Origin of the sequence: Rhodanobacter sp. Soil772 (genome assembly GCF_001428385.1) — a bacterium.
In the GTDB taxonomy this organism is placed as follows: Bacteria; Pseudomonadota; Gammaproteobacteria; order Xanthomonadales; family Rhodanobacteraceae; genus Rhodanobacter.
In genome coordinates this window covers 981,841-1,003,560 of the sequence record NZ_LMSK01000001.1, presented here as the reverse complement: position 1 = coordinate 1,003,560, position 21,720 = coordinate 981,841, and the positions used below count along the sequence as shown (strand labels likewise).

The following is a 21,720-nucleotide window of genomic DNA, read 5'->3' as shown; positions in this document are numbered from 1 at the left end:
TTAAAATCGGCAGCTTCGCTCCCACGCTGCCGATATCCCGATGACCGTTCGCACCCGCTTCGCCCCCAGCCCCACCGGTTTCCTGCATATCGGCGGCGCGCGCACCGCGCTGTATTGCTGGCTGGAGTCGCGCCGTCGCGGCGGTGAATTCATCCTGCGCATCGAGGATACCGATCGCGAGCGTTCCACCGACGCGGCGGTGCAGGCGATCCTCGACGCGATGCACTGGCTCGACCTCGACGCCGACGAAGGCCCGTTCTACCAGACCCAGCGGCTTGCGCGGTACAAGCAGGTTGCCGACGAATTGGTCGCTGCCGGCAAGGCGTACTACGCCTACGAGAGCAAGGAAGAGATCGAGGCGATGCGCGAGGCTGCGATGGCGAAGGGCGAGAAGCCGCGCTACAACGGCTACTACCGTGACCGCAACGAACCTTGCCGCGACAACCCGAACCGCGTGATCCGCTTCCGCAATCCGAGCGAAGGCTCGGTGGTGTTCGACGACAAGGTGAAGGGCCGCATCGAGTGGGCCAACAGCGAGTTGGACGATCTGGTGATCTTCCGCTCCGACGGCTGGCCCACCTACAACTTCGCAGTGGTGGTCGACGACATCGACATGGGCATCACCGAGGTGATCCGCGGCGACGACCACGTCAACAACACCCCGCGGCAGATCAACATCTATCACGCGCTAGGTGCGAAGGTGCCGGAGTTCGCGCACCTGCCGATGATCCTCGACAAGGAAGGCAAGAAGCTGTCCAAGCGCACCAACTCGGTCAGCGTGATGGAGTACCGCGCCGACGGCTTCCTGCCGCACGCGATTCTCAACTACCTCGTGCGGCTGGGCTGGTCGCACGGCGACCAGGAGATCTTCTCGCGCGAGGAGATGATCGCGCTGTTCGACATCGCCGACGTCAACAAGGCCGCCTCGCGCTTCGACACCGAGAAGCTGGCCTGGCTCAACCAGCACTACCTGAAGACGGATGATCCGCAGTCGCTGGCCGCCGAATTCGAGTGGCACCTGCAGCGCGCCGGCATCGATACGTCGCACGGCCCGGCGCCGGTCGACGTGATCGTGGCATTGCGCGACCGCGTGCACACGCTGAAGGAAATGGCCGAGCGCGCGAAGATCTGGTACGCGCCGATCGCCGAATGGGACGACAAGGCGGTCGCCAAGCATCTGAAGAACGACGGCGCGGTTGCCGTGCTCGACGCGGCCAAGTCGCTGCTGACCGGGTGCGAATGGCAGCCGGAGCCGATCCACCAGGTGATCGAGCAGGTGGCCGCGAAGCTTGAGCTGGGCATGGGCAAGATCGCGCAGCCGCTGCGGGTGGCGATGACCGGCACCCAGGTCTCGCCGTCGATCGAGTACACGATCTACCTGACCGGCCGCGACGAAGCGCTCAAGCGCATCGACGCCGCGATCGTCATCGCTCGGGGGTGAACTTCCCGCCATGACGATGACGCGCTGAACTCGACGTGGACGAACTGCTGGCCAGGGCCACTCAGGGCGTCGACCCCGACGCGCCGGGTGCGTTCTGGCACATTTTCTTCAACCTGTTGAATATGCTGCCGTGGGCAGCCATGTTCTGGTGGAGCCTGCTGTTCGTCGCGGTGGGCGCACTGCTCGGCTGGTGGCGTGGACGCCTGTTCGAAGGCATCGTGTGGGCGTGGGTGCTGGGGCCGATCGGCTGGATCGTGATCCTGGCCAGGCCGCGCCCTGCGCCACGCCCGCAGCCGCCGCCACTGCGGCGTTGAGCCTTGCCTGGAGCGATGCGGTTGCCAGTGTATGATCCACCCTGAGGTGAAACGCGTGAGCCACGAAGTCGCCCACAATCCACACGCGCACCATCCGCATCATCATCATGAGGATGCGAAGGGGTTCGTGCGTGCCGTGGAGCATGCCAGCGAAGAGCGCGGCCTGCGCCTGACCCCGCTGCGCAAGGAAGTGCTCGAACTGGTCGCGACCGCGCACAAGCCGGTCAAGGCCTACGATCTGCTCGACCAGCTGCGCGAGAAGCACGGCAACGCCGCGCCGCCGACGGTTTACCGTGCGCTCGACTTCCTGCTCGAGAACGGCTTCATCCACAAGCTGGAATCGATCAACGCGTTCGTCTCCTGCCACCACCCGGCCGAGGCGCACCAGGTGCCGTTCCTGATCTGCGATATCTGCTCCAGTGCCCAGGAAGTCTGCGACGAACGGGTCGCCGAGCTGATCGAGGCGCAAGCCAAGGCACTCGGCTTCCGTCCGCAGGCGCAAACCCTGGAAGTGCACGGTACCTGCAGGAACTGCCGCAAGGCCTGAGCCCGGGTTCACGGGGTATGGCGGTCGATAGTGTTATAAAGTAACATACAGGCGACCGGGTACAGAGTCGCCACGTCTGGCGACGCCGGGGCAGGTCGATGGATTCCGAGCAGGCGAACAAATCCCGTTGGTGGCATACCGCCGATCGCGTTGGCGCGATGGCTTCTTTCCTGTGCGCGATCCACTGCGCGCTGTTGCCCTTCGTGCTCGCGTTGCTGCCCTTGCTGGGCCTGGAATTCCTCGCCGACCATCGTTTCGAGCGCGTTTTCGTGCTGTGCGCCTGCGTGCTGGCCTCGTTCGTGCTGGTCCGCGGCTATCGCCGGCACCAGCGCCAGCTGCCGTTGCGGCTGGCGGTGCCGGGGCTGGCCTTGCTGCTGCTCGGCGTCATCTACATCGATGGCTCCTTGCTGATCCTGCACAGCGTGCTGGTGACCTGCGGCGGCCTGCTGCTGGCCGCCGCGCATTTCGCCAACCTGCGGCTGGACGGCCGCAACGGCAACGCCCACGTGCATGGCCCGCAATGCGCGCACTGAACGTGGTGATTGTGTAACGGCGGCGGCCGTTCCTAGCATGCGCGCATGAGCACGCCACACACCCACGCCCACCCGCACAACCACGCACACGACCATGCGCATGGACACGCCCTTGCGTCCGGCGGGCGCAGCCGCAAGCTGTTGTTTGCGTTCGTCCTGACCAGCGTGATGATGGTGGTCGAGGTGGTCGGCGGCGCATGGTCCGGCTCGCTGGCCTTGCTGGCCGACGCCGGTCACATGATGGTCGATGCGCTGGCCCTGCTGCTGGCGGTGATCGGCGCGTGGATGGCAACCAGGCCGGCCGATGCGCGGCGCAGTTACGGCTATGGCCGGGCGGAAGTGCTGGCAGGTTTCGTCAGTGCACTGGGCCAGTTCGTGCTGGTCGGCTGGATCGTCTACGAGGCCGTCGCGCGGCTGCTGCATCCCGGAGAAATCCTGTCCGGGATGATGCTGGCCGTGGCGATCGCGGGGCTGCTGGTGAATGCGCTGGTGCTGCGCACCTTGCACGGGCATGCGCATGACGACGTCAACCTGGCCGGCGCCAGCCTGCATGTCCTGGGCGACCTGCTCGGTTCGCTGGCAGCGGTGCTGGCGGCGCTGGCGATCCGCTGGTTCGGCTGGCTGTGGGCCGATCCGGTGCTGTCGTTGCTGGTCTCGCTGCTGATCCTGGGCAGCGCATGGCGGTTGCTGCGAATGTCCGCGCACATCCTGCTGGAAGGCGTGCCCGACGGCATGGACAGCGCGCTGGTGGAGGCGTCGCTACGCACGGCCGATCCTGGCATCCGCGATATTCACCACCTGCACGTGTGGCAACTGGCGTCGGGTTCGCGCATGGCCACCGTGCATGCCGAACTGGATGAGCATGCCGACGGCGCGCAGGCCTTGCAGGCGATCAAGCGGATGTTGCTGGAGCGCTTCGGGATCCAGCATGTGACCGTGCAGATCGACCCCGGCAAGTGCCTCGATGCCAGCGGAGACTGCGCCGGGCACGGTCAGCCCTGACTATCCCGTACGGCTCCGACACTGCTATGATGGCAGGCCGTTCATCTAATAAATCAAGGAGTTCCCCATGGGTAAGGGCGATCGCAAGACCCGTCGCGGCAAGACCTATCGCGGCAGCTACGGCAATACCCGTGCACACGGCGTGCTGCCGGCCGTGGTGGGCGCCAAGCCGACCGTGACCAAGCCGGCCGCCGCCAAGAAGGCCGCGCCGAAGAAGAAGTCGGCCTGAGCCGACTCCGGCCTGCACCAGGTTCACAAGACCCCCGCCTCGGCGGGGGTCTTTGTTTATGGGGAGGAGAAAGCTGCCGGAGCCGCCCCGAGCGCTTCGGACAACCGCCGCTGAACCCGAATTGATACCGGCGAAAAGCAGGTTTGCCGCAGTGCCGCATGCCGTGTATGATGCGCACCACTGTGTTAATGCATTAGTACATTATGAAGCGTCGATCACGCGATCCGGAAACTCCTGACGAATCCGCCGAGCAGAGCCTTTACGAGGCGCTGCTCTCGTTGAAGAACAGCGAGGAGATGGGCGCCTTCCTGAGCGACCTGTGCACGCCGGCCGAGCTCGAGGTGCTGGTGGATCGCTGGCGGGTGGTTCCGTACCTGCTGGAAGGCGTGTCGTACCGCGAGATCCACGAGCGCACCGCAGTCAGCATCACCACCATCGGGCGGGTGGCGCGCTACCTCAACCAGGGCAGCGGCGGCTATCTGGCGGCCGCGGCCCGTGCGGCGCGGCGGCAGTCGCTGGCAGCGAAAAAGGCAAAGGCATGAAAACGCGCGACCGCTTGCGCATCGCGATGCAGAAATCCGGCCGGCTGACCGAGCCGGCGCTGGAGCTGCTGACCCGTTGCGGACTCACCTTCCGGCAAAGCCGCGACAAGCTGTTCTGCTTCGGCGAGGGCGAGCCGGTCGACCTGTTGCTGGTGCGCGACGACGATATTCCCGGCCTGATCGCGCAAGGCGTGTGCGACCTCGGCATCGTCGGGCGCAACGTACTGAGCGAGTTCCAGCTCACCACGGGGCGCGATGCCGAACCGCTCAGCGAGCTGCGTCCGCTCGGCTTCGGACGTTGCCGGCTGTCGATCGCGGTGCCGCAGGAACTGGACTACCACGAGCCCAGGCAACTGCAGGGCCGGCGCATCGCCACGTCGTATCCGGGCCTGCTGGGCGAATGGCTGCGCACGCAGGGGATCGATGCCGGCGTGGTGACCCTGACCGGTTCGGTCGAGATTGCGCCGAAGCTGGGCACCGCCGACGCGATCTGCGATCTGGTGCAGAGCGGCGGCACTCTGGTGGCGAACCAGCTGCGCGAAGCCGATGTGCTGCTTGAAAGCGAGGCCGTGCTGGCCGGCCCGCTGACCCTGCCGGTGGACGAGCGCGGCGACATGCTGGAGTTGCTGCTGAAGCGGCTGGACGGGGTGATCCAGGTGCGCGAATCGCGCCTGCTGCTGTTGCAGACCTCGCGCCACACGCTGGAAGCCGTCACCCGCCTGCTGCCGGGCGGCCCGCAGCCGACCCTGCTGGCGGTGGCCGGCCAACCGGATCAGCTGATGCTGCAGGCGCTGTGTGCCGGCGAGGTGAGCTGGCGGCAACTGGAAGAAATCAAGAAGGCCGGTGCGCGCGAGATGTTCGTGCTGCCGGTGGAGAAGATGCTGGCATGAAGAGCAGGTTCGCATGAAACGTCTGGACTGGAACGCACTGGATGAAGCGGCGCGCCGCGATGCGCTGGCGCGGCCCGCGCAGTCGCGCGCGGACGAACTGCGCCGGGGCGTCGAGCAGATTATCGCCAGCGTGCGCGAACGCGGCGACACGGCGTTGCGCGAGCTCAGCGCGAAATACGACGGCTGCACGCTGGGCGCGATCGAGGTGGACGAGGCCGAATTCGCTGCGGCCGAAGCCATTCTCGATCCGGCCCTGAAGGCGGCGATCCGCGAAGCGGCCGCACGCATCGAGCTGTTTCATCGCGCGGCGGCACCGCAACCGTTAGCGGTGGACACCGCGCCCGGCGTGCGGGTGGAGCGGATGTTGCGCCCGATCAGCCGGGTCGGCCTGTACGTGCCGGCCGGCAGTGCGCCGCTGCCGTCGACCGCCTTGATGCTGGGTGTGCCGGCGCATATCGCCGGTTGCCGCGAGGTGGTGTTGTGCTCGCCGGCGCGCGCCGATGGGCGCTGCGACGAGGCGGTGCTGTATGCCGCGCGCCTCACCGGCGTGCACAAAGTGTTCAAGCTGGGCGGCGCGCAGGCGATCGCCGCGATGGCCTACGGCACCGCCAGCGTGCCGAAGTGCGACAAGCTGTTCGGCCCCGGCAATGCCTGGGTCACCGAGGCGAAGTTGCAGGTGTCGTCCGACCCGGACGGCGCCGCGATCGACATGCCGGCGGGCCCGTCGGAAGTGTTGGTGATCGCCGATGCCGAGGCGAACCCGGTGTTCGTCGCCGCCGACCTGCTGTCGCAGGCCGAGCACGGGCCGGATTCGCAGGTGATCCTGCTGAGCCCGTCCGCCGAATTGCTGGACCGGGCGGCCGCCGAGGTCGAACGCCAATGCGCCGAATTGCCGCGCGGTGCGATCGCCAGCCAGGCGCTGGCGCAGAGCCGGCTGATCGCGGTCGACTCGCTGGCGCAGGCGGTCGACGTGAGCAACCGCTACGCGCCCGAGCACCTGATCCTGCAGGTGGCCGCGCCGCGCGCCTTGCTCGATGGCATCGACAGCGCCGGCTCGATCTTCCTCGGCCAGTGGACGCCCGAATCGGTGGGCGACTACTGCAGCGGCAGCAACCATGTGCTGCCGACCTACGGCTACGCGCGCAGCTACAGCGGCGTATCGGTGGCCAGTTACCAGAAGCAGATCAGCGTGCAGGAAGTCAGCGAGGAAGGCTTGCGCAACATCGGTCCGTGCACGGCGACGCTGGCGGCGGCCGAACAACTGGAGGCGCACCGCCGCGCGGTGACCTTGCGATTGGCAGCCTTGGAGGCAAAGTCATGAGCGTGCTCGATCTGGCGCGGCCGGAAATCCGTGCGATGCAGCCGTATTCCTCGGCGCGGATGGAGGCTAGCGGCGGCGAGGTCTTCCTCAACGCGAACGAATCGGCGTGGACCCCGGTGGGCGACGACGGCCTCGGCTGCAACCGCTATCCCGAACCGCAGCCCGCGGCGCTGGTCGATGCGCTGGCGGCACTCTACGGTGTGCGGCGCGAGCAGCTGCTGGTCGGCCGCGGCAGCGACGAGGCGATCGACCTGCTGGTGCGCGCGTTCTGCCGCGCCGGCCGCGATGCGATCCTGATCCAGCCGCCGACGTTTGGCATGTACGCGGTGTGCGCACGAGTGCAGGATGCAGGCATCGTCGAGGTGCCGCTGGCGGCGGATTTCAGCTTGGACGTGGACGCCGTGCTGGCGGCGCTGACTCCCGCGGTGAAACTGGTCTTCATCTGCACGCCGAACAACCCCACCGGTCAGCCGGTGCCGCGCGCCAGCGTCGAGCGGCTGGCGCAGGCACTGCGCGATCGCGCCTTGCTGGTAGTGGACGAGGCCTATGTGGAGTTCAGCGACGCCGGCAGCGTGGCGGACCTGATCGACCGCTACGACAACCTGGCCGTGTTGCGCACCTTGTCCAAGGCCTGGGCACTGGCCGGTGTACGCGTCGGTAGTTTGCTGGCGAATGCTGAGGTGATCGCGCTGTTGCGCCGGATCATGGCGCCATACCCGTTGCCGCTGCCGTGCGTGGACGCCGCGTTGTTGGCGTTGTCCGGCTGGGGCCAGGCGAATGCACGAGGGCATGTCGCCATCGTGCGCGAGCAGCGCGCGCGGATGCAGACTGAACTGCGCCGGTTGCCTGGCGTGCGCGAGGTGTTGCCGTCGCAGGCGAACTTTCTCGCCGTGCGCTTCGACGATGCTGCTGCCATGTACCAGCGCCTGCTCGCGGCCGGCATCGTGGTGCGCGACGTGCGCCGTTACTCGAACCTCGGCGATGCACTGCGCATCACCATCGGCACGCCCGCGGAGAATGATCGGGTGCTGGCCGTGCTGGCTTCCGGTCAAGGGTCGGCATGAATAGCAACCGCAAGTTACTTTTTGTCGACCGCGACGGTTGCCTGATCGAGGAGCCGACCGACGAGCAGATCGACAGCTACGAAAAGCTGGCCCTGCTGCCGGGCGTGATCGCCGCGCTGCAGCGTTTCGTCGCGGCCGGTTACGAACTGGTGATGGTGACCAACCAGGATGGCCTGGGCACCGACAGTTTCCCGGAGTCGCATTTCACCGGACCGCACGAACTGCTGCTGCGCATCCTCGCCTCGCAGGGCATTCGCTTCCGCGAAGTGCTGATCGACCGCAGTTTCCCGCACGACGGCAAGGACACGCGCAAGCCCGGCATCGGCATGCTGCGGCACTACCTCGCCGACGACGGCTGGAGCCGCGCGGCATCGGCGATGGTGGGCGACCGCGAGACCGACCTGCAATTTGCCGCAAATCTTGGCGTGCGCGGTTTTCGTGTAGGCCCACTTGGACTCGACTGGGCGACGCTGGCGCACCAGCTGCTGGACGCGCCGCGCACGGCCACGGTGGTGCGCAACACGAAGGAAACCCGCATCACGGTCAGCGTCGATCTGGACCGGGCGGTCGAGCCGAAGGTACATACCGGGCTGGGTTTCTTCGACCACATGCTGGAGCAGATCGGCAAGCACGGCGGCTTCGCACTGGAGCTGCAATGCGACGGCGATACCCACATCGACGAGCACCACACCATCGAGGACTGCGCGCTGGCGCTGGGCGGGGCCTTGAAGCAGGCGCTCGGCGACAAGCGCGGCATCGGCCGCTACGGCTTCACTCTGCCGATGGATGAGGCGCAGGCCAGCGCGGCGCTGGACCTGTCCGGCCGGCCGTACTTCGTGTTCGAGGGCAGCTTCCCGCGTGAGCGCGTGGGCGAAGTGCCGACCGAACTGGTGCCGCATTTCTTCCGCTCGCTGTGCGAGAGCCTGGGCGCAAACCTGCACCTGTCCGTGCACGGCGACAACGCGCATCACATGGTCGAAGCCTGCTTCAAGGTGGTGGCACGCACGCTGCGCCAGGCGATCCGCCGCGAGGGCAGCGAGCTGCCCAGTACCAAGGGCGCGCTGTGATGAGCGTGGTCCTGGTCGACGCCGGTGGTACCAATATCGGTTCGGTGCGTTACGCGTTGCAACGGCTGGGCGTGGATGCCGCGCTGACCGCGGACGCGGCGACGATCCGCGCCGCCGACAAGGTGATCCTGCCCGGCGTGGGCGCCGCTGGCCCCGGCATGGCACGGCTGCGCGAGCTGGACCTGGTCGAGCTGTTGCGTTCGCTGAACCAGCCGGTGCTCGGCGTCTGTCTGGGCATGCAGCTGTTGTGCGCGCATTCGGAGGAGGGCAATACCGAATGCCTCGGGTTGATTCCGGTGCCGGTGCGCCGTTTCGCCGAAACTCCTGGTTTGCGCGTGCCGCACATGGGCTGGAACCGCTTGAGCGCGAAGCAGGCGCATCCCCTGCTGGCCGGGCTGGGCGACGATGAGCAGGCGTACTTCGTGCACAGCTATGCGGTGTCGGTGAGCGACTGGACCCTCGCCACCAGCGACTACGGCGAGGCATTTTCCGCCGTGATCGCGCGCGACAACTACTACGGCATGCAATTCCATCCCGAGCGCTCCGCTGCCGTCGGCGCGAAGCTGCTCAAGAACTTCCTCGAACTATGAACTTCGACGTGATCCCCGCGATCGACCTGCGCGGTGGCCAAGTGGTGCGCCTGAAACAGGGCGACTATGCGCAGCAGACCACGTATGCGGCCGATCCGCGTGAACTGGCGCGGCGTTATGCCGATGCCGGCGCACACTGGTTGCACCTGGTCGATCTGGATGGTGCGCGCTCGGGTCGGCTGGACAATCTCGCGGTAATCCGTTCGATCGCGGCAGATGGCATGCAGGTCCAGGCCGGCGGTGGGGTACGCGACGAAAATGATCTGCAACGATTGTTCGACGCCGGCGTGGATCGCGTGGTGCTGGGCAGCGTGGCGATCCGCGATCCCGAACTCGTGGCCGGCTGGCTGGACGGGTACGGCGCCGAACGATTGACTCTCGCGCTCGATACGCGTCGTATCGACGGCCGCTGGACCTTGCCGAGCGCCGGCTGGACCGAAACCGAGACGCGTACGCTGGACGAGTTGGCGCCGTGGTATGCCGCGCGCGGCGCGCGCCACCTGCTGTGCACCGACATCGATCGCGACGGCATGCTGGCCGGTTTCAACCTCGATCTTTATCGACACCTCGCCGACAGCGTGCCGTCGCTGGCCGTGCAGGCGTCCGGCGGTGTGCGCTCGCTGGACGACATTCGTGCCGCGCGCGAAGCCGGCGCACGTGGCGTGATTCTCGGTCGTGCGCTGCTGGAAGGGCGCTTCACCGTCGAGGAGGCATTGGCATGCTGAGTCGACGCATCATTCCCTGCCTGGACGTGCGCGCCGGCAAAGTGGTCAAGGGCGTGCGCTTCCGCGATCACGTGGTGATGGGCGAGATCGTCGATCTCGCGCTGCGCTACCGTGACGAAGGCGCCGACGAGCTGGTGTTCTACGACATCACCGCCAGCCCCGAGGGGCGCAGCGTGGATCGTACCTGGGTCGAGAAAGTCGCCCGGGTGATCGACATCCCGTTCTGCGTGGCCGGCGGCATCCGCTCGGTCGACGAGGCGCGTGCGGTGCTGTACGCCGGCGCGGACAAGATCTCGGTGAATTCGCCGGCGCTGGAGCGGCTCGGGTTGATCGACGAGCTGGCTGCCGCGTTCGGCGTGCAGTGCGTAGTGGTCGGCATCGACTCGCTGTGCGATGCCGATGGCGAATGGCGCGTGCGCCAGTACACCGGCGACCCCGCGAAGACGCAAGTCCTGCCGCGCCGTACGCTGGACTGGATGGCCGAGGCGCAACAGCGCGGCGCCGGTGAGATCGTGCTGAACTGCATGGGCAGCGACGGCGTGCGTCGCGGCTACGATCTGGAACAGCTGGCAGCGGCGCGCGCAGTTTGCCATGTGCCGCTGATCGCCTCGGGCGGCGCCGGCGAGTTGGAACATTTCCGGGATGTCTTCATCGATGCCGACGTGGATGGTGCGTTGGCGGCCAGCGTGTTCCATTCGGGCGCCATCGCGATCCCGCAACTCAAGCACTATCTGCGCGGCCAGGGTGTGGCCGTTCGCCTCTAAGCCTCTGGAGCCTGCCATGGCCACCGAATCCATCATCGATGTCAGCCGTCTCGACTGGGCCAAGGGCGATGACCTGCTGCCGGCGATCGTGCAGCACTGGCTCAGCGGCGAAGTGCTGATGCTCGGCTACATGAACGCCGAAGCGCTGGCGCAGACGCAGGCCAGCGGCCAGGTGACGTTCTACAGCCGCAGCAAGCAGCGGCTGTGGACCAAGGGCGAGAGTTCCGGCCACGTGCTGGCGCTGAAGTCGATTCGCGTCGACTGCGACGCCGACACCTTGCTGGTGCAAGCCGAGCCGCATGGCCCGACCTGTCACCTCGGCACGTCGAGTTGCTTCGGCGAGGCCGTACGGCCACCGCTGGGTTTCCTCGCCGAGCTCGACGCGCTGGTCGCGCAACGCCATGCCGAGCGCCCGACAGGCAGCTACACTACCAAGCTATTCGAAGGCGGCATGCGCCGGATTGCGCAGAAAGTGGGTGAGGAAGGTGTCGAGACGGCGCTGGCTGCCGTGGCACAGGACGATGCCGAACTGCTTGGCGAGGCGGCGGACCTGGTCTTCCATCTCACCGTGGCGCTGCGCGCGCGTGGGCTGTCGCTGATCGATGTCGTGGCGTTGTTGGCCAAACGGCATAATGTGGGCCGCGGGGATTGATCGGAACCTCGAGCGTTCACAACGAAGGGCTGGCATACGCCGCCTGATCGGAGCGGTTGGCCAGCCACGTCTTCACCGGTTTGCAGTGATGCACGCCCGGGTTGAAGGGGAGGATGGGCTCGCACCTCCAGTCTTTAGGGTTTGCCTCGGATGAATAACCTACTGAGCGATCACGCCTAGCTCTCACTCCACCGCCGAACCACCTCGTCGCGGTAGCTGCGGCTCATGCGCAGTTCGTGGCCATTCCGCAACCGCAGTAACGCGTCACCATTTGGTAGCGGTTTCATCTCTTCGATGCGATCGATAGCCACGATCAAACGTCGATGGATGCGGATGAACCTGCTTGTATCCAGATCTTTCTCGAAGTCGGTCAAGGTTTGGCGGACGAGCTGCGTGTTAGGTCCGGAATGCAGAGCAAGGTAGTTTCCCTGCGTCTCCAGCCAGTCGATGCTGGCCTGCTCCAAGAAGCGCAAGCGTCCCCTTGCTTGATCGGGATGCGCTCGCCGCGCGTGGTCTCTGCGGCGGCTGCATTTGTTGCGGTGGCAGCAGTCACGCCATCCTTGCGTCGAATAAACCGGGCTAGATGGACGATGGTTGTGAATGCGCACAGTGCGAATACGAGAAGCGTCCAGTTCGCAGCAAGTTGGCTGTTGACTTCGGCAAACGACGGAACGATTTGCTGTTCGAACCCCCATGCTGCGAGAAAACAACTGATGACGATCAGCAGGAGGGCCAGACACGTATTGCAGATCAGGTGGATCAAGGCACGCTGCCAAAGACGGGTGCCCTCAGTAAGGGGCAGCCGGTTGGTGAGCCACGCGAGCAGTGGCGTTACCGTGGCCCCGAGGACTGCAGCACCTGTGATGCGGGCAGTCTCGAGGCCGAGAGGCAGCGCGTAACCCGCCTGTGACGCGCGCAACACGTTGCCGGGTTCGAGTACCAGCAGAAAAACCAGCCAATATAGAAAGCCGCTGAAGAGCGGCGCCAGCCGGTGCCGCGGCGGGTCGAACAGGCGGCGAAATTCGAGTGCGAAGTGGTCGGTCATGACCGCGCCAGTTTGCAAGGGCCGCTACGGGTTGTCCACACAATGCACCTGTTCGTCCCATTTGTGACGAACCGGGCTGCTCGCGAGATGATTCGGGCTATCCGCCACCATCGGGCTCGTACAGACTTTGGCGCTCCGTCGCATGCGGGAGCAGGCCGTGCAGTGGTTGATGAGTCATCGATTGACAGATTCTTTGGAAGCACCCGCCGGCGCTGATAGCTGCCCGCGCGGCGGCCGGTGGAAGCGCCACTTCCGGCATCGCGCGTTGCTGTGCCTGGCTGCTCTTGCGGTTATCGGGTTATCGGTGTCGGTTGCCACACCAGTCCGCATCGACAGTGGCCTGGTCGAGGGTATACAGGTGAACGGTGTAACTGTGTTCAAAGGCATACCTTTCGCAGCGCCACCCATCGGGCCGTTGCGATGGCGTGCTCCCTAAGCGCCTGCAGCGTGGACAGGCATCAGATCGGCCAACCAGTTCGCACCGATCTGCATGCAACACGGCTCCTATCCCGAAGACGCGCCACCGGAGCCCATGAGCGAGGACTGTTTGTACCTCAATATCTGGGTACCGCCACATGTAACAGGCGATCCCCTGCCGGTCATGGTGTGGATATATGGTGGCGGTTTGATGAATGGTTCGGCGTCGACACCGTTGTACGCGGGCGACATGCTCGCGCGCAAGGGCGTCATCGTGGTTACCGCCAATTATCGGCTCGGCGTGCTGGGATTTCTGGCGCATCCCGATCTGAGTCGCGAATCACCACAACGGGCGTCAGGAAACTATGGCCTGCTCGACCAACTCGCGGCATTGCGCTGGGTGCAGCGCAATATCGGCGCGTTCGGCGGCGATGTTGCACGTGTGACCGTGTTCGGACAGTCGTCGGGTTCGATTTCGATCAGCGCGTTGACAACCTCACCGCTGGCCAGGGGGCTGTTTCAGCGCGCCATCGGCGAGAGCGGCGGGTTGTTCGAACCGATAGAGCTGGCTCCCGATTTCAAGTTGGTCGATGCCGAACAGGTTGGTAGGGCGTTCCTTGCCAGGAGCGGTGCACGTACGTTGCAGGATCTGCGTGCGATGCGGGCGGAGGAGGTGATCAAGACTCGTTTCAATCCGCACATGGTCATCGATGGCTACGCTTTGCCACAAGCTCCGTACGACGCTTACCGCGAAGGCCGACAGAACGATGTTGATCTCCTGGTTGGCTCAAACGCGCGCGAAGGCCAACTGTTTCTCGTCAACAGAACGATTACGGCCGCCAATCTTGACGAGGTGCTCGATAGCGACTTCTCCCATCCGATTGTCTCGTTGATTGGCCCTGGATCAATGGCCAACGACCAGCAAGCGCGCTCGGCCTTCGTAAAGTTCGAGGGCGAAATGCGGTTCGGTTGGGACATGTGGACATGGGCGCGCCTGCAAGCCGACACAGGAGAACGCCGTGTATTCCTCTACCGATTCACGAAGAGTTCGCCTTATGGTGTTGACGACAAATACTATGGTTGGGGTGCCAGCCATGGCATGGAAATGCCTTATGTATTTGACCATCTTGATCAACAGAGATTGCCGTGGGCACCGGCGGATCGTCGGCTTGCGCTCGTCATGTCGACGTACTGGACCAATTTCGCGAAATCCGGCGATCCTAATGGGGCTGGACTGCCGGTCTGGCCACCATTCACTACGCCGAATTCGCAAGCAATGCTGTTGGGCGAAACGATCGCGCCAGGACCCATTCCGGATGTAACCGATCTACGACGTATAGACCGCCTATATGGGACAGCACGTTTCGTAGCGCATCACGCCTATTTACTCCTCGCTGGGACAGCATTGGGCGTGCTGGCTTTGATCGTGGGTACCGTCAGGTTTTTTCGCAAGCGATACCGACGGTTATCAAAAGAAGTAAGTACGTAGGCTACGCAGTCAGTGAACGTTGCCTTCTGTTGCAGGTGGCGTCGATGGCTACTCGCCTATACGTGCTTCTAGTGGTTTAGATATTCTCGGGAGGGCTACTGCGCCACCGCCGTTGTGCTGGCTGGCGCCGGCGTTGCCGGCTTGAACGGCAGCGTCGGCCCGGGCGTGAAACCCTTGCGCCACAAGGCGAGCTGCCCCGCGATGCCGCTGCCGATGTCGATCTGCGGTTCCGACGGCGTCAGCTTGTCCTTCTGCTCCCACTGGCTGATCTCGCCGCTGGCCTGCTTGAAGGCTTCGATGAAATCCGGGGTGCGGTTCAATGCGTCGACCAGCCAGGCCTTGCCGAAGTAGGTGATGTCCGAGTCGCTGCCGCAGCCGAACGAACTGCGGTCGCTGCGGGCGGCGGTGAGTACCAGGGTGCCGGAGCCGCGCAGCGGCGGCACGAAGCCGCCGGAATAGCAGGCGTTGACCACGACCACCTTCCACTTGAACGGGTGCATCGCCAGGATGCCGGCCAGGTCGCTGGCGCCGAGCTGGTCCAGCGGCAGCGGGTCCATGTCGACCAGCAGGCTGTGGTCCTCGCTGCCGTGGCTGGTGAGGTATAGCAGCAGGATGTCCTGGTCCGGTTGCATCACCTTGCCCAGACTTTCGAGTGCAGTTTCCAGGTTGCTCCAGCTGGCCAGCGGACGGGTGGTCAGGCTGGCCGGGTTGTTCTCCAGCACCAGGCTGTGGGTGGTGGCGCCGAAGCGCTGCGCGAACAGCCGCGCGGCGTATTCGGCTTCGTTGCGGAACACGTCCTCGCTGCCGTCGCCGGCGAAGACGAGCAGGTACAGGTTCGGTTTGCCGGGTACGCGCGGGCCGAGTTGCGCCAGCGCGTCTCGCATCATCCGCGGTTGCGCGTACAGCACCTGCTCCGGGGTTGGAGCCTGGCTGGGCCAGCTGTCGACGTCGGCGTCGCTGTCCAGCGCGGCATCCGGGTCCACGCTGGCGAGTGCCGCGGGCGCGGGATGGCCAACGAGCGATGGCATCGCCGGCTGACCAGGCCACCACGTCGCCAGCAGCACCCCGGCGGCGAACGCAAGCAGGACGGTCAGGGCGCTACGCATGGCGGGCTCGCGCGGCAGGTTCAGGGTGTGATCGCGTCGAAGTCGCGATAGACCGAGTGGCGCGGCGATTCAGGCAAGTCCTGCGGCGCACGCACCAGCCAACCGGTGTGGAAACCGGCGGCCTGCGCGGCGTCGAGCTCCTCCACGATGTCGGACAGGAACAGCAGGTGCCGTGGCTGTTCGTCGATCGCCTCGGCGATGCGCCGGTAGGATTCCGATTCGCGCTTCGGGCCGGTTTCGGTATCGAAGTAGCCGGCAAACAGCGCGCTCAAGTCGCCCGCCTCGCTGTGCTGGAAAAACAGCTGCTGCGCCGGCACCGAGCCGGAGGAGTAGACGTACAGCCGCAGCCCGTCGGCGCGCCAGTCGCGCAGTCGCGCGGCGACCTCCGGATAGATGTGCGCGCGATAGTCGCCGGCCTCGTAGCCATCCTTCCAGATCATGCCCTGCAGCGCCTTCAGCGCGGTGGACTTGCGATCCTGGTCGATCCACTGCAGCAGCAGTTCGATGATGTCCTGGCGGCGGGCTTCCACCAGCCCGGCTTCCCTGGCTGCCTCGTGCAGCCAGTGCTGCACCTCGGGCTTGGTGCCGTGGGTTTCGACGAAGGCCGGCAGCCGCTTGCGCGCGTACGGAAACAGCACGTCGCGAACGAAGTCGATCGAGCTGGTGGTGCCTTCGATGTCGGTGACGATGGCGCGAATTTCGATCATGGCGGCGGCAGCTTGGGTGGGTAGGCCAGCATAAAGGAACGGCGCGCCGGCGGCCGTTATCAGCCCGGCGTAGCCTGGTGCGGCTGCATCCGCGAGAACTGCTGCGCGATGTCGTCGCCGGTGAAGTTGGCCACCCAGCCTTCCTTGTTGGTGAACAGCCGGATCGCCACGAAGCAGGGCGATTCGCTCATGTCGAACCAGTGGCGGGTGCCGTCCGGCACGCCGATCAGGTCGCCCTGTTCGCACAGCACGTCGTACACCTTGCCGTCGATGTGCAGGGTGAACTGGCCGGCGCCGGCGACGAAGAAGCGCACTTCGTCCTCGCTGTGGGTGTGCTCGCTGAGAAACTTCTGGCGCAGCACGGCGCGGTCGGGATGATCGGGGGCGAGGCTGATCACGTCGACGGCCTGGTAACCCTTCTCGCCCATCAGGCGGTCGATGTCGCCGCGATAGGCCGCGATCACCTCGTCCTGGCTGGCGCCCGGCGCGATCGGCTGGCTGGCGTCCCATCGTTCGAAGCGGACGCCGACCTTGCCCAGCTCGGCGGCAATCGTGGCGTGCTCGTCGATCGCTGCCAGCGGCGATTGCGGTCGGGTTTCGTCGAAGATGCGCAGTCGGCTCATGATGCCCTCAGCTTTTTCAGGTCAAGTTCGCAGCCGAGCAGGAACTCCAGCGCCTCCAGATGGCGTTGGGTCTCGGCCATGTCGCGGCCCCAGGTGTAGATGCCATGGCCGTCGATCAGATAGGCGTGCAGCGGCTTGCCCGCGTCCAGCCAGGCGTCGACCCGGGCCACCAGTTCGGGCATGTGCTGAGTGTTCGGGAACACCGGGATCTCCAGCACGCTCTCGTGGGTGTGATAGCCGGTGATCGCCTTTTGCAGCTCCCAGCCTTGCAGGCGCACGGCGCCCTCGGCGGCGAACAGCCGCGACGCCACGCTTTGCGTGCGCGAGTGGGTGTGCAGCACCGCGTTCATCTCCGGCCAGCGCCGGTAGACCTGGGTGTGCAGCGCCGTTTCGGCGCTGGGGCGGGCATCGGTGCCGACGGCATTCCCGTCCAGGTCGATCAGCATGATGTCGTCGCGGCCGAGCCTGCCCTTGTGCCGGCCGGAGATGGTGATCGCCGCGTGATCGGCATCGACCCGCATCGAGAAATTGCTGCTGGTCGCCGGCGTCCAGCCGAGCATGGACAGCTCACGGGCGGCGTCGGCAATGGCGTCGGCGCACTGCTCGAACACGCTGGCGGGGATCGTGGCTGGAAGGATCTGGCTCATGCGGTTTGGACGTCCAAATGAGCGTCGACTATACCATGCGCCAGGCCGCAGCCCGGCTGGAATGAGAGCCATTCTCGCAAGTCAGGAAAAATTGGGGCGGTGGGCGTAACATCGGCGTGAGTCCGGCGCAGGGTGCGCCGGACAGATCCCGACGGAGGCTTGCCCATGTCGAAAGAACAAGATATCGAATCGCGTCGCCGATTCCTCAAGGTGGCTGCCGGCACCACGGCGGCGGCGGTGGTGTTCGGTGGCTTGCCGCGCTTCGCGCGTGCGGCGGACCTGCCGCCGGTGAGCGAGTCGGACCCGACCGCGAAGGCCTTGGGCTACGTGGAAGATGCCAGCAAGACCGCCAACGCCAAGTACAAGGCCGGCGACGATTGCGCGAACTGCCAGTTCTACAGCGGCGGCGCCACTGGTCGCGGGCCGTGTCAGTTGTTCCCCGGCAAATCGGTGAACGCGAAAGGCTGGTGCGTGTCGCACACGCCGAAGAAGGCCTGATCGCCTCCCGACAATATCGGGAATCCCGTCATGCAAAAGGCCGGCTGATGCCGGCCTTTTTGTTTTCGCTGACGGAGAGCGGGCGGAAAGAGCGGCACGCGGACAAAAGTGCGGCCCGGACACATCAGGCTGAGGAGCTTACCCACCTGACACGCCGAGCCGCGATCCGGGGCCCACTGCCAAGTGATCAACCCGCGGACTGAGGATGATACTCCCGAGTTCGGCGAAAGGGCGACCAGCCCCTCGATTTCTCTTGAAAAGTTCTCGTTAAATATTGCAAAAACAATGACTTGCCATTGAATTTGTAAGATTTATAAAGAACTTTGCCATTTCATGATGATGGGCGAAATTTGCCATTATTAAGCAAAATTTGGCGATTTTCGCCGACATTCACGGAAATTGATGAATCAGGGCTTCGGGGCGTCGGCCATGGTGCGGCGCAGGTGGCTGTGCCGGTTGCCGTAACCGAAATAGATCACCAGCCCGAGGATGGTCCAGGCGATCATCAGCGACCAGTTGTACCAGGCCATCGTGGACAGCAGGGCGAGGCAGCTGAGGATGCCGAGCGTGCAGATCACCGGTGCGAACGGCACGCGGAAGGTGCGCGGCAGCTCAGGCCGGGTATGCCGCAGGATCCACACGCCGGCGCAAACCGCCATGAACGCGATCAGCGTGCCCATCGACACCAGGTCGCCCAGCACATCCAGCGGGAAGATCGCCGCGAGCAGGGCGATGCCGGCGCCGGTAATCAGCGTGTTCAGGTGCGGCGTGCGATAGCGCGGGTGGATCCGCGTGAATATCTTCGGCAGCATGCCGTCGCGGCCCATGATCATGAAGATGCGCGGCTGCGCGATGATCATCACCAGCACGACCGACGACAGGCCGAGCAGCGCGCCGACCTCGACCAGCCAGCGCAGCCATTCCAGTTGCGGGTGCCCGTGCAGGGCGGTCACCACCGGCTCGTTGGTGCCCAGCAGGGTGTACGAACTCAGCCCGGTCATCACCGCGGCCATCGCGATATACAGCACGGTGCAGATCGCCAGCGAGGCGAGAATGCCGATCGGCAGGTCGCGTTGCGGGTTGCGCGATTCCTGCGCCGCCACCGAAGTGGCCTCGAACCCGATGTAGGCGAAGAACACCATCGCCGCGCCGCGCAGCACGCCGCCCCAACCGTATTTGTATTGGCCTTGCGACTCAGGCACGAACGGAGTCCAGTTGGATGGGTCGACGTAACGCCAGCCAACCACGATCACCAGGGTGATCAGGCCGACCTTGAGCGCCACCATTACCGCGTTCGCCAGGCTCGACTCGCGGATGCCCACGTAGCAGATCCAGGTCAGCAACAGAATGAGTACCACCGCCGGCAGGTTGAACAACGCGCCGGTGGCGACCAATTCGTGGTCGGCGGTGAAAGCCAGCGGTGCATTGGTCAGCGCCGCGGGCAGACCGAGATCCATGTTGAACGTCGTGCCGATGTGCTCGAGCAGGCTGAGGAAATAACCGGTCCAGCTCACTGCCACCGCCGAGGCGGACACGCCGTATTCCAGTACCAGGTTCCAGCCGATGAACCACGCCATCAGTTCGCCCAGCGTGGCGTAGGCGTACGAATAGGCGCTGCCGGAAACCGGGATAAGCGTCGCGAACTCGGCGTAGCACAGCGCAGTGAACGTGCTGCAGATCGCCGCCAGGATGAAGGACAGGATCACCGCCGGGCCGGCATGGTCGGCCGCTGCCTGGCCGGTGATCACGAAGATGCCGCCGCCGATCACTGCGCCGATACCCAACGCGGTCAGTCCCCACGGACCGAGGGTGCGGCGCAGGGTGGGGCCATGGGTGTCGTCGGGTTCGTTGAAATCGGTCTTGCGGGCGAGCAACTGCTTGAGCATGGTAGGTCGTCTTCGAAAGCGGCGGTGTTCGGCTCTGTTTGAGGGCATCACAAACGCGGCGGCCGGCGCTGTTGGCGCCGGCCGCCGGGTGTCAATGCATGCCCTGGCGCAACTTGCTGTTGCGGTAGCCGTAGAAGGCGTAGATCAGGAAGCCGATGGCGATCCAGCCAACCATCAACGGCCAGCGCACCTGGAATGCCTGCCAGAACAGGAACAGACAGGCGAGCGCGCCCAGCGGGCAGACGAGCCACGGCAGCGGCACGCGGAACGCGCGCGGCAGATCCGGGCGGGTGCGTCGCAATACCAGCACGCCGATGCACACGGTGGCGAAGGCCAGCAAGGTGCCCATCGAGACCAGGTCGCCGAGCACATCCACCGGGAACAGACCCGCCAGCACGGCAGCGATTGCGCCCACGATGATGGTGCCGATGTACGGTGTACGGTGCTTCGAATGCAGCTTGCCCAGAGCCTTGGGCATCAGGCCGTCGCGTGACATCGAGTAGAAGATGCGCGGCTGGCCCATCAGCATCACCAGCACCACCGAGCTCAGGCCCGCCAGTGCGGCGAAGACCACCAGGATCTTCAGCGTGCCCAGGAGGTAGCTGGCGCCGCTGCCCGCGGTAACCGTGCCGAGCACGTAGTTGATCGCGGTGGCCACCGGCTCCGGCGTATTGAGCATGCGGAACGGCGTGGTGCCAGTCATCACGGCGGCCATCGCCACATACAGCACGGTACAGATCAGCAGCGAACCGAGGATGCCGATCGGCATGTCGCGCTGGGGATTCTTCGCCTCGCCAGCGGCGGTGGAAACCGCGTCGAAACCGATATAGGCGAAGAACACCAGGGTGGCGCCGCGGTAGATGCCGCTCCAGCCGAACTTCGAACCGCCCTCGTTCGCCGGAATGAACGGATGCCACAGGTCGGCGTTGATGTAATTGAACATGACGATCAGGAACAACACGATCACGGTGACCTTGATGGCCACGATGATCGCGTTGACGGTTGCCGACTGGGTGATGCCGAGATAGCACAGCCAGCTGATCGCACCGACGATCAGGATCGCCGGCAGGTTGATCAGGGCGCCGGTGAACACCAGCGCGTGGCCGCCTTCGGCAAACGTGAGTGGGGCTGAGGAGAGCGCCGCCGGCAGGTTGAAATTCAATCCCGACATGGAACTGAGCATGCGCAGCATTTCGCCGAAGTACCCCGACCACGCCACCGCGACGGTCGATGCCGCGAACAGGTATTCGAGCACCAGGGCCCAGCCGACGAACCAGGCAACCACTTCGCCGAGGGTTGCGTAGGAATACGAATAGGCGCTGCCGGACACCGGCAGCATCGCGGCGAACTCGGCGTAGCACATGCCGGCCAGTCCGCAGGCGACGGCAGCAATCAGGAAGCTGATGATCAGCGCGGGGCCGGCAAACTGGGCGGCGGCGGTGCCGGTGATGGCGAAAATGCCCGCACCGATCACGGCACCGATACCGAGCATGACCAGATGCCGAGCGGTCAGCACGCGCTTGAGGGTTACCTCGCCCTCCGGGCCACCCTCGACTGGTTCGCCCGCGTCCACACGAGGCATCGCCTCAATGCTGTGAGTGGCAAATAGACCCTTTATCAT

At 65.3% G+C, this 21,720-nt stretch carries 23 protein-coding genes and 1 pseudogene; 17 read left to right on the top strand and 7 right to left on the bottom strand.

Annotated features, from left to right (window positions below; translation table 11 throughout):
* Positions 1-40: 40 nt before the first annotated feature.
* From gltX to hisIE, 15 genes are all read left to right on the top strand, one after another.
* Complete coding sequence (gene gltX / locus ASG75_RS04760; protein WP_056386185.1) at positions 41-1,441, top strand: glutamate--tRNA ligase; 1,401 nt, start codon at positions 41-43, stop codon at positions 1,439-1,441.
* Between the two features lie 35 nt (positions 1,442-1,476).
* Complete coding sequence (locus ASG75_RS04755; protein WP_056386184.1) at positions 1,477-1,755, top strand: hypothetical protein; 279 nt, start codon at positions 1,477-1,479, stop codon at positions 1,753-1,755.
* A 31-nt stretch (positions 1,756-1,786) separates the two neighbouring features.
* Complete coding sequence (locus ASG75_RS04750) at positions 1,787-2,302, top strand: transcriptional repressor (protein WP_056386181.1); 516 nt, start codon at positions 1,787-1,789, stop codon at positions 2,300-2,302.
* A 98-nt stretch (positions 2,303-2,400) separates the two neighbouring features.
* Positions 2,401-2,835, top strand: a complete 435-nt coding sequence (locus ASG75_RS04745; protein WP_056386179.1) for a MerC domain-containing protein — start codon at positions 2,401-2,403, stop codon at positions 2,833-2,835.
* A gap of 45 nt (positions 2,836-2,880) precedes the next feature.
* Positions 2,881-3,837: a cation diffusion facilitator family transporter gene (locus tag ASG75_RS04740; protein ID WP_056386178.1), complete on the top strand. Its 957-nt coding sequence runs from the start codon at positions 2,881-2,883 to the stop codon at positions 3,835-3,837.
* A 67-nt stretch (positions 3,838-3,904) separates the two neighbouring features.
* Positions 3,905-4,066 carry a 30S ribosomal protein THX gene (locus ASG75_RS15895; RefSeq protein ID WP_015447337.1) on the top strand — a complete coding sequence of 54 codons (162 nt, stop codon included), beginning with the start codon at positions 3,905-3,907 and terminating at the stop codon, positions 4,064-4,066.
* A gap of 203 nt (positions 4,067-4,269) precedes the next feature.
* Positions 4,270-4,608 (top strand): YerC/YecD family TrpR-related protein, encoded by a 339-nt coding sequence (locus ASG75_RS04735; protein ID WP_056386175.1) that lies wholly within the window; start codon positions 4,270-4,272, stop codon positions 4,606-4,608.
* On the top strand, positions 4,605-5,498 hold the full coding sequence (gene hisG / locus ASG75_RS04730) for an ATP phosphoribosyltransferase (RefSeq protein ID WP_056386174.1): 894 nt from the start codon (positions 4,605-4,607) through the stop codon (positions 5,496-5,498). The genes ASG75_RS04735 and hisG overlap by 4 nt, the downstream gene beginning before the upstream one ends.
* A 13-nt stretch (positions 5,499-5,511) precedes the next feature.
* Positions 5,512-6,819, top strand: a complete 1,308-nt coding sequence (gene hisD / locus ASG75_RS04725; RefSeq protein WP_056386172.1) for a histidinol dehydrogenase — start codon at positions 5,512-5,514, stop codon at positions 6,817-6,819.
* Positions 6,816-7,883, top strand: coding sequence for a histidinol-phosphate transaminase (gene hisC, locus ASG75_RS04720; protein WP_056386170.1), 1,068 nt, complete (start codon positions 6,816-6,818; stop codon positions 7,881-7,883). Before hisD ends, hisC begins: the two co-directional genes overlap by 4 nt.
* Positions 7,880-8,950, top strand: coding sequence for a bifunctional histidinol-phosphatase/imidazoleglycerol-phosphate dehydratase HisB (gene hisB, locus ASG75_RS04715; protein WP_056386168.1), 1,071 nt, complete (start codon positions 7,880-7,882; stop codon positions 8,948-8,950). Before hisC ends, hisB begins: the two co-directional genes overlap by 4 nt.
* Complete coding sequence (hisH, locus tag ASG75_RS04710; RefSeq protein WP_056386165.1) at positions 8,950-9,540, top strand: imidazole glycerol phosphate synthase subunit HisH; 591 nt, start codon at positions 8,950-8,952, stop codon at positions 9,538-9,540. The genes hisB and hisH overlap by 1 nt, the downstream gene beginning before the upstream one ends.
* On the top strand, positions 9,537-10,265 hold the full coding sequence (gene hisA / locus ASG75_RS04705) for a 1-(5-phosphoribosyl)-5-[(5-phosphoribosylamino)methylideneamino]imidazole-4-carboxamide isomerase (protein WP_056386163.1): 729 nt from the start codon (positions 9,537-9,539) through the stop codon (positions 10,263-10,265). Before hisH ends, hisA begins: the two co-directional genes overlap by 4 nt.
* On the top strand, positions 10,259-11,029 hold the full coding sequence (gene hisF, locus ASG75_RS04700; protein ID WP_056386161.1) for an imidazole glycerol phosphate synthase subunit HisF: 771 nt from the start codon (positions 10,259-10,261) through the stop codon (positions 11,027-11,029). The genes hisA and hisF overlap by 7 nt, the downstream gene beginning before the upstream one ends.
* A gap of 16 nt (positions 11,030-11,045) precedes the next feature.
* Positions 11,046-11,681, top strand: coding sequence for a bifunctional phosphoribosyl-AMP cyclohydrolase/phosphoribosyl-ATP diphosphatase HisIE (hisIE, locus tag ASG75_RS04695; RefSeq protein ID WP_056386160.1), 636 nt, complete (start codon positions 11,046-11,048; stop codon positions 11,679-11,681).
* A gap of 370 nt (positions 11,682-12,051) precedes the next feature.
* Here the strand turns inward: hisIE and ASG75_RS16450 are convergent, their stop codons facing one another.
* Complete coding sequence (locus ASG75_RS16450; protein ID WP_162253086.1) at positions 12,052-12,726, bottom strand: hypothetical protein; 675 nt, start codon at positions 12,724-12,726, stop codon at positions 12,052-12,054.
* A 142-nt stretch (positions 12,727-12,868) separates the two neighbouring features.
* On the opposite strand from ASG75_RS16450, the pseudogene ASG75_RS04685 reads away from it, so the two are divergent.
* Positions 12,869-14,632: pseudogene (locus ASG75_RS04685) on the top strand (carboxylesterase family protein).
* Positions 14,633-14,727: 95 nt separating this feature from the next.
* Here the strand turns inward: ASG75_RS04685 and ASG75_RS04680 are convergent.
* The 4 genes from ASG75_RS04680 to ASG75_RS04665 are packed head-to-tail and all read right to left on the bottom strand — an operon-like array spanning position 14,728 to position 17,715.
* A complete protein-coding gene (locus ASG75_RS04680; RefSeq protein ID WP_056386155.1) occupies positions 14,728-15,738 on the bottom strand; it encodes a C13 family peptidase in 1,011 nt (336 codons plus the stop codon).
* Between the two features lie 20 nt (positions 15,739-15,758).
* Positions 15,759-16,445, bottom strand: coding sequence for an acireductone synthase (gene mtnC, locus ASG75_RS04675; RefSeq protein WP_056386153.1), 687 nt, complete (start codon positions 16,443-16,445; stop codon positions 15,759-15,761).
* Positions 16,446-16,504: 59 nt separating this feature from the next.
* Positions 16,505-17,068: an acireductone dioxygenase gene (locus ASG75_RS04670; protein ID WP_056386151.1), complete on the bottom strand. Its 564-nt coding sequence runs from the start codon at positions 17,066-17,068 to the stop codon at positions 16,505-16,507.
* Positions 17,065-17,715 (bottom strand): methylthioribulose 1-phosphate dehydratase, encoded by a 651-nt coding sequence (locus ASG75_RS04665; RefSeq protein WP_056386149.1) that lies wholly within the window; start codon positions 17,713-17,715, stop codon positions 17,065-17,067. The genes ASG75_RS04670 and ASG75_RS04665 overlap by 4 nt, the downstream gene beginning before the upstream one ends.
* 165 nt (positions 17,716-17,880) lie before the next feature.
* Here ASG75_RS04665 and ASG75_RS04660 point away from each other — a divergent pair, with 165 nt between their 5' ends.
* Positions 17,881-18,213 carry a high-potential iron-sulfur protein gene (locus ASG75_RS04660; RefSeq protein ID WP_056386147.1) on the top strand — a complete coding sequence of 111 codons (333 nt, stop codon included), beginning with the start codon at positions 17,881-17,883 and terminating at the stop codon, positions 18,211-18,213.
* A 407-nt stretch (positions 18,214-18,620) separates the two neighbouring features.
* On the opposite strand, the gene ASG75_RS04655 is transcribed toward ASG75_RS04660, so the two are convergent.
* The gene (locus ASG75_RS04655) at positions 18,621-20,099 is read right to left on the bottom strand and encodes an amino acid permease (protein ID WP_056386145.1); all 1,479 of its coding nucleotides are present in this window, start codon (positions 20,097-20,099) and stop codon (positions 18,621-18,623) included.
* A gap of 91 nt (positions 20,100-20,190) precedes the next feature.
* Entirely contained in the window at positions 20,191-21,720 is a 1,530-nt protein-coding gene (locus ASG75_RS04650) for an amino acid permease (protein ID WP_056386143.1), read from the bottom strand.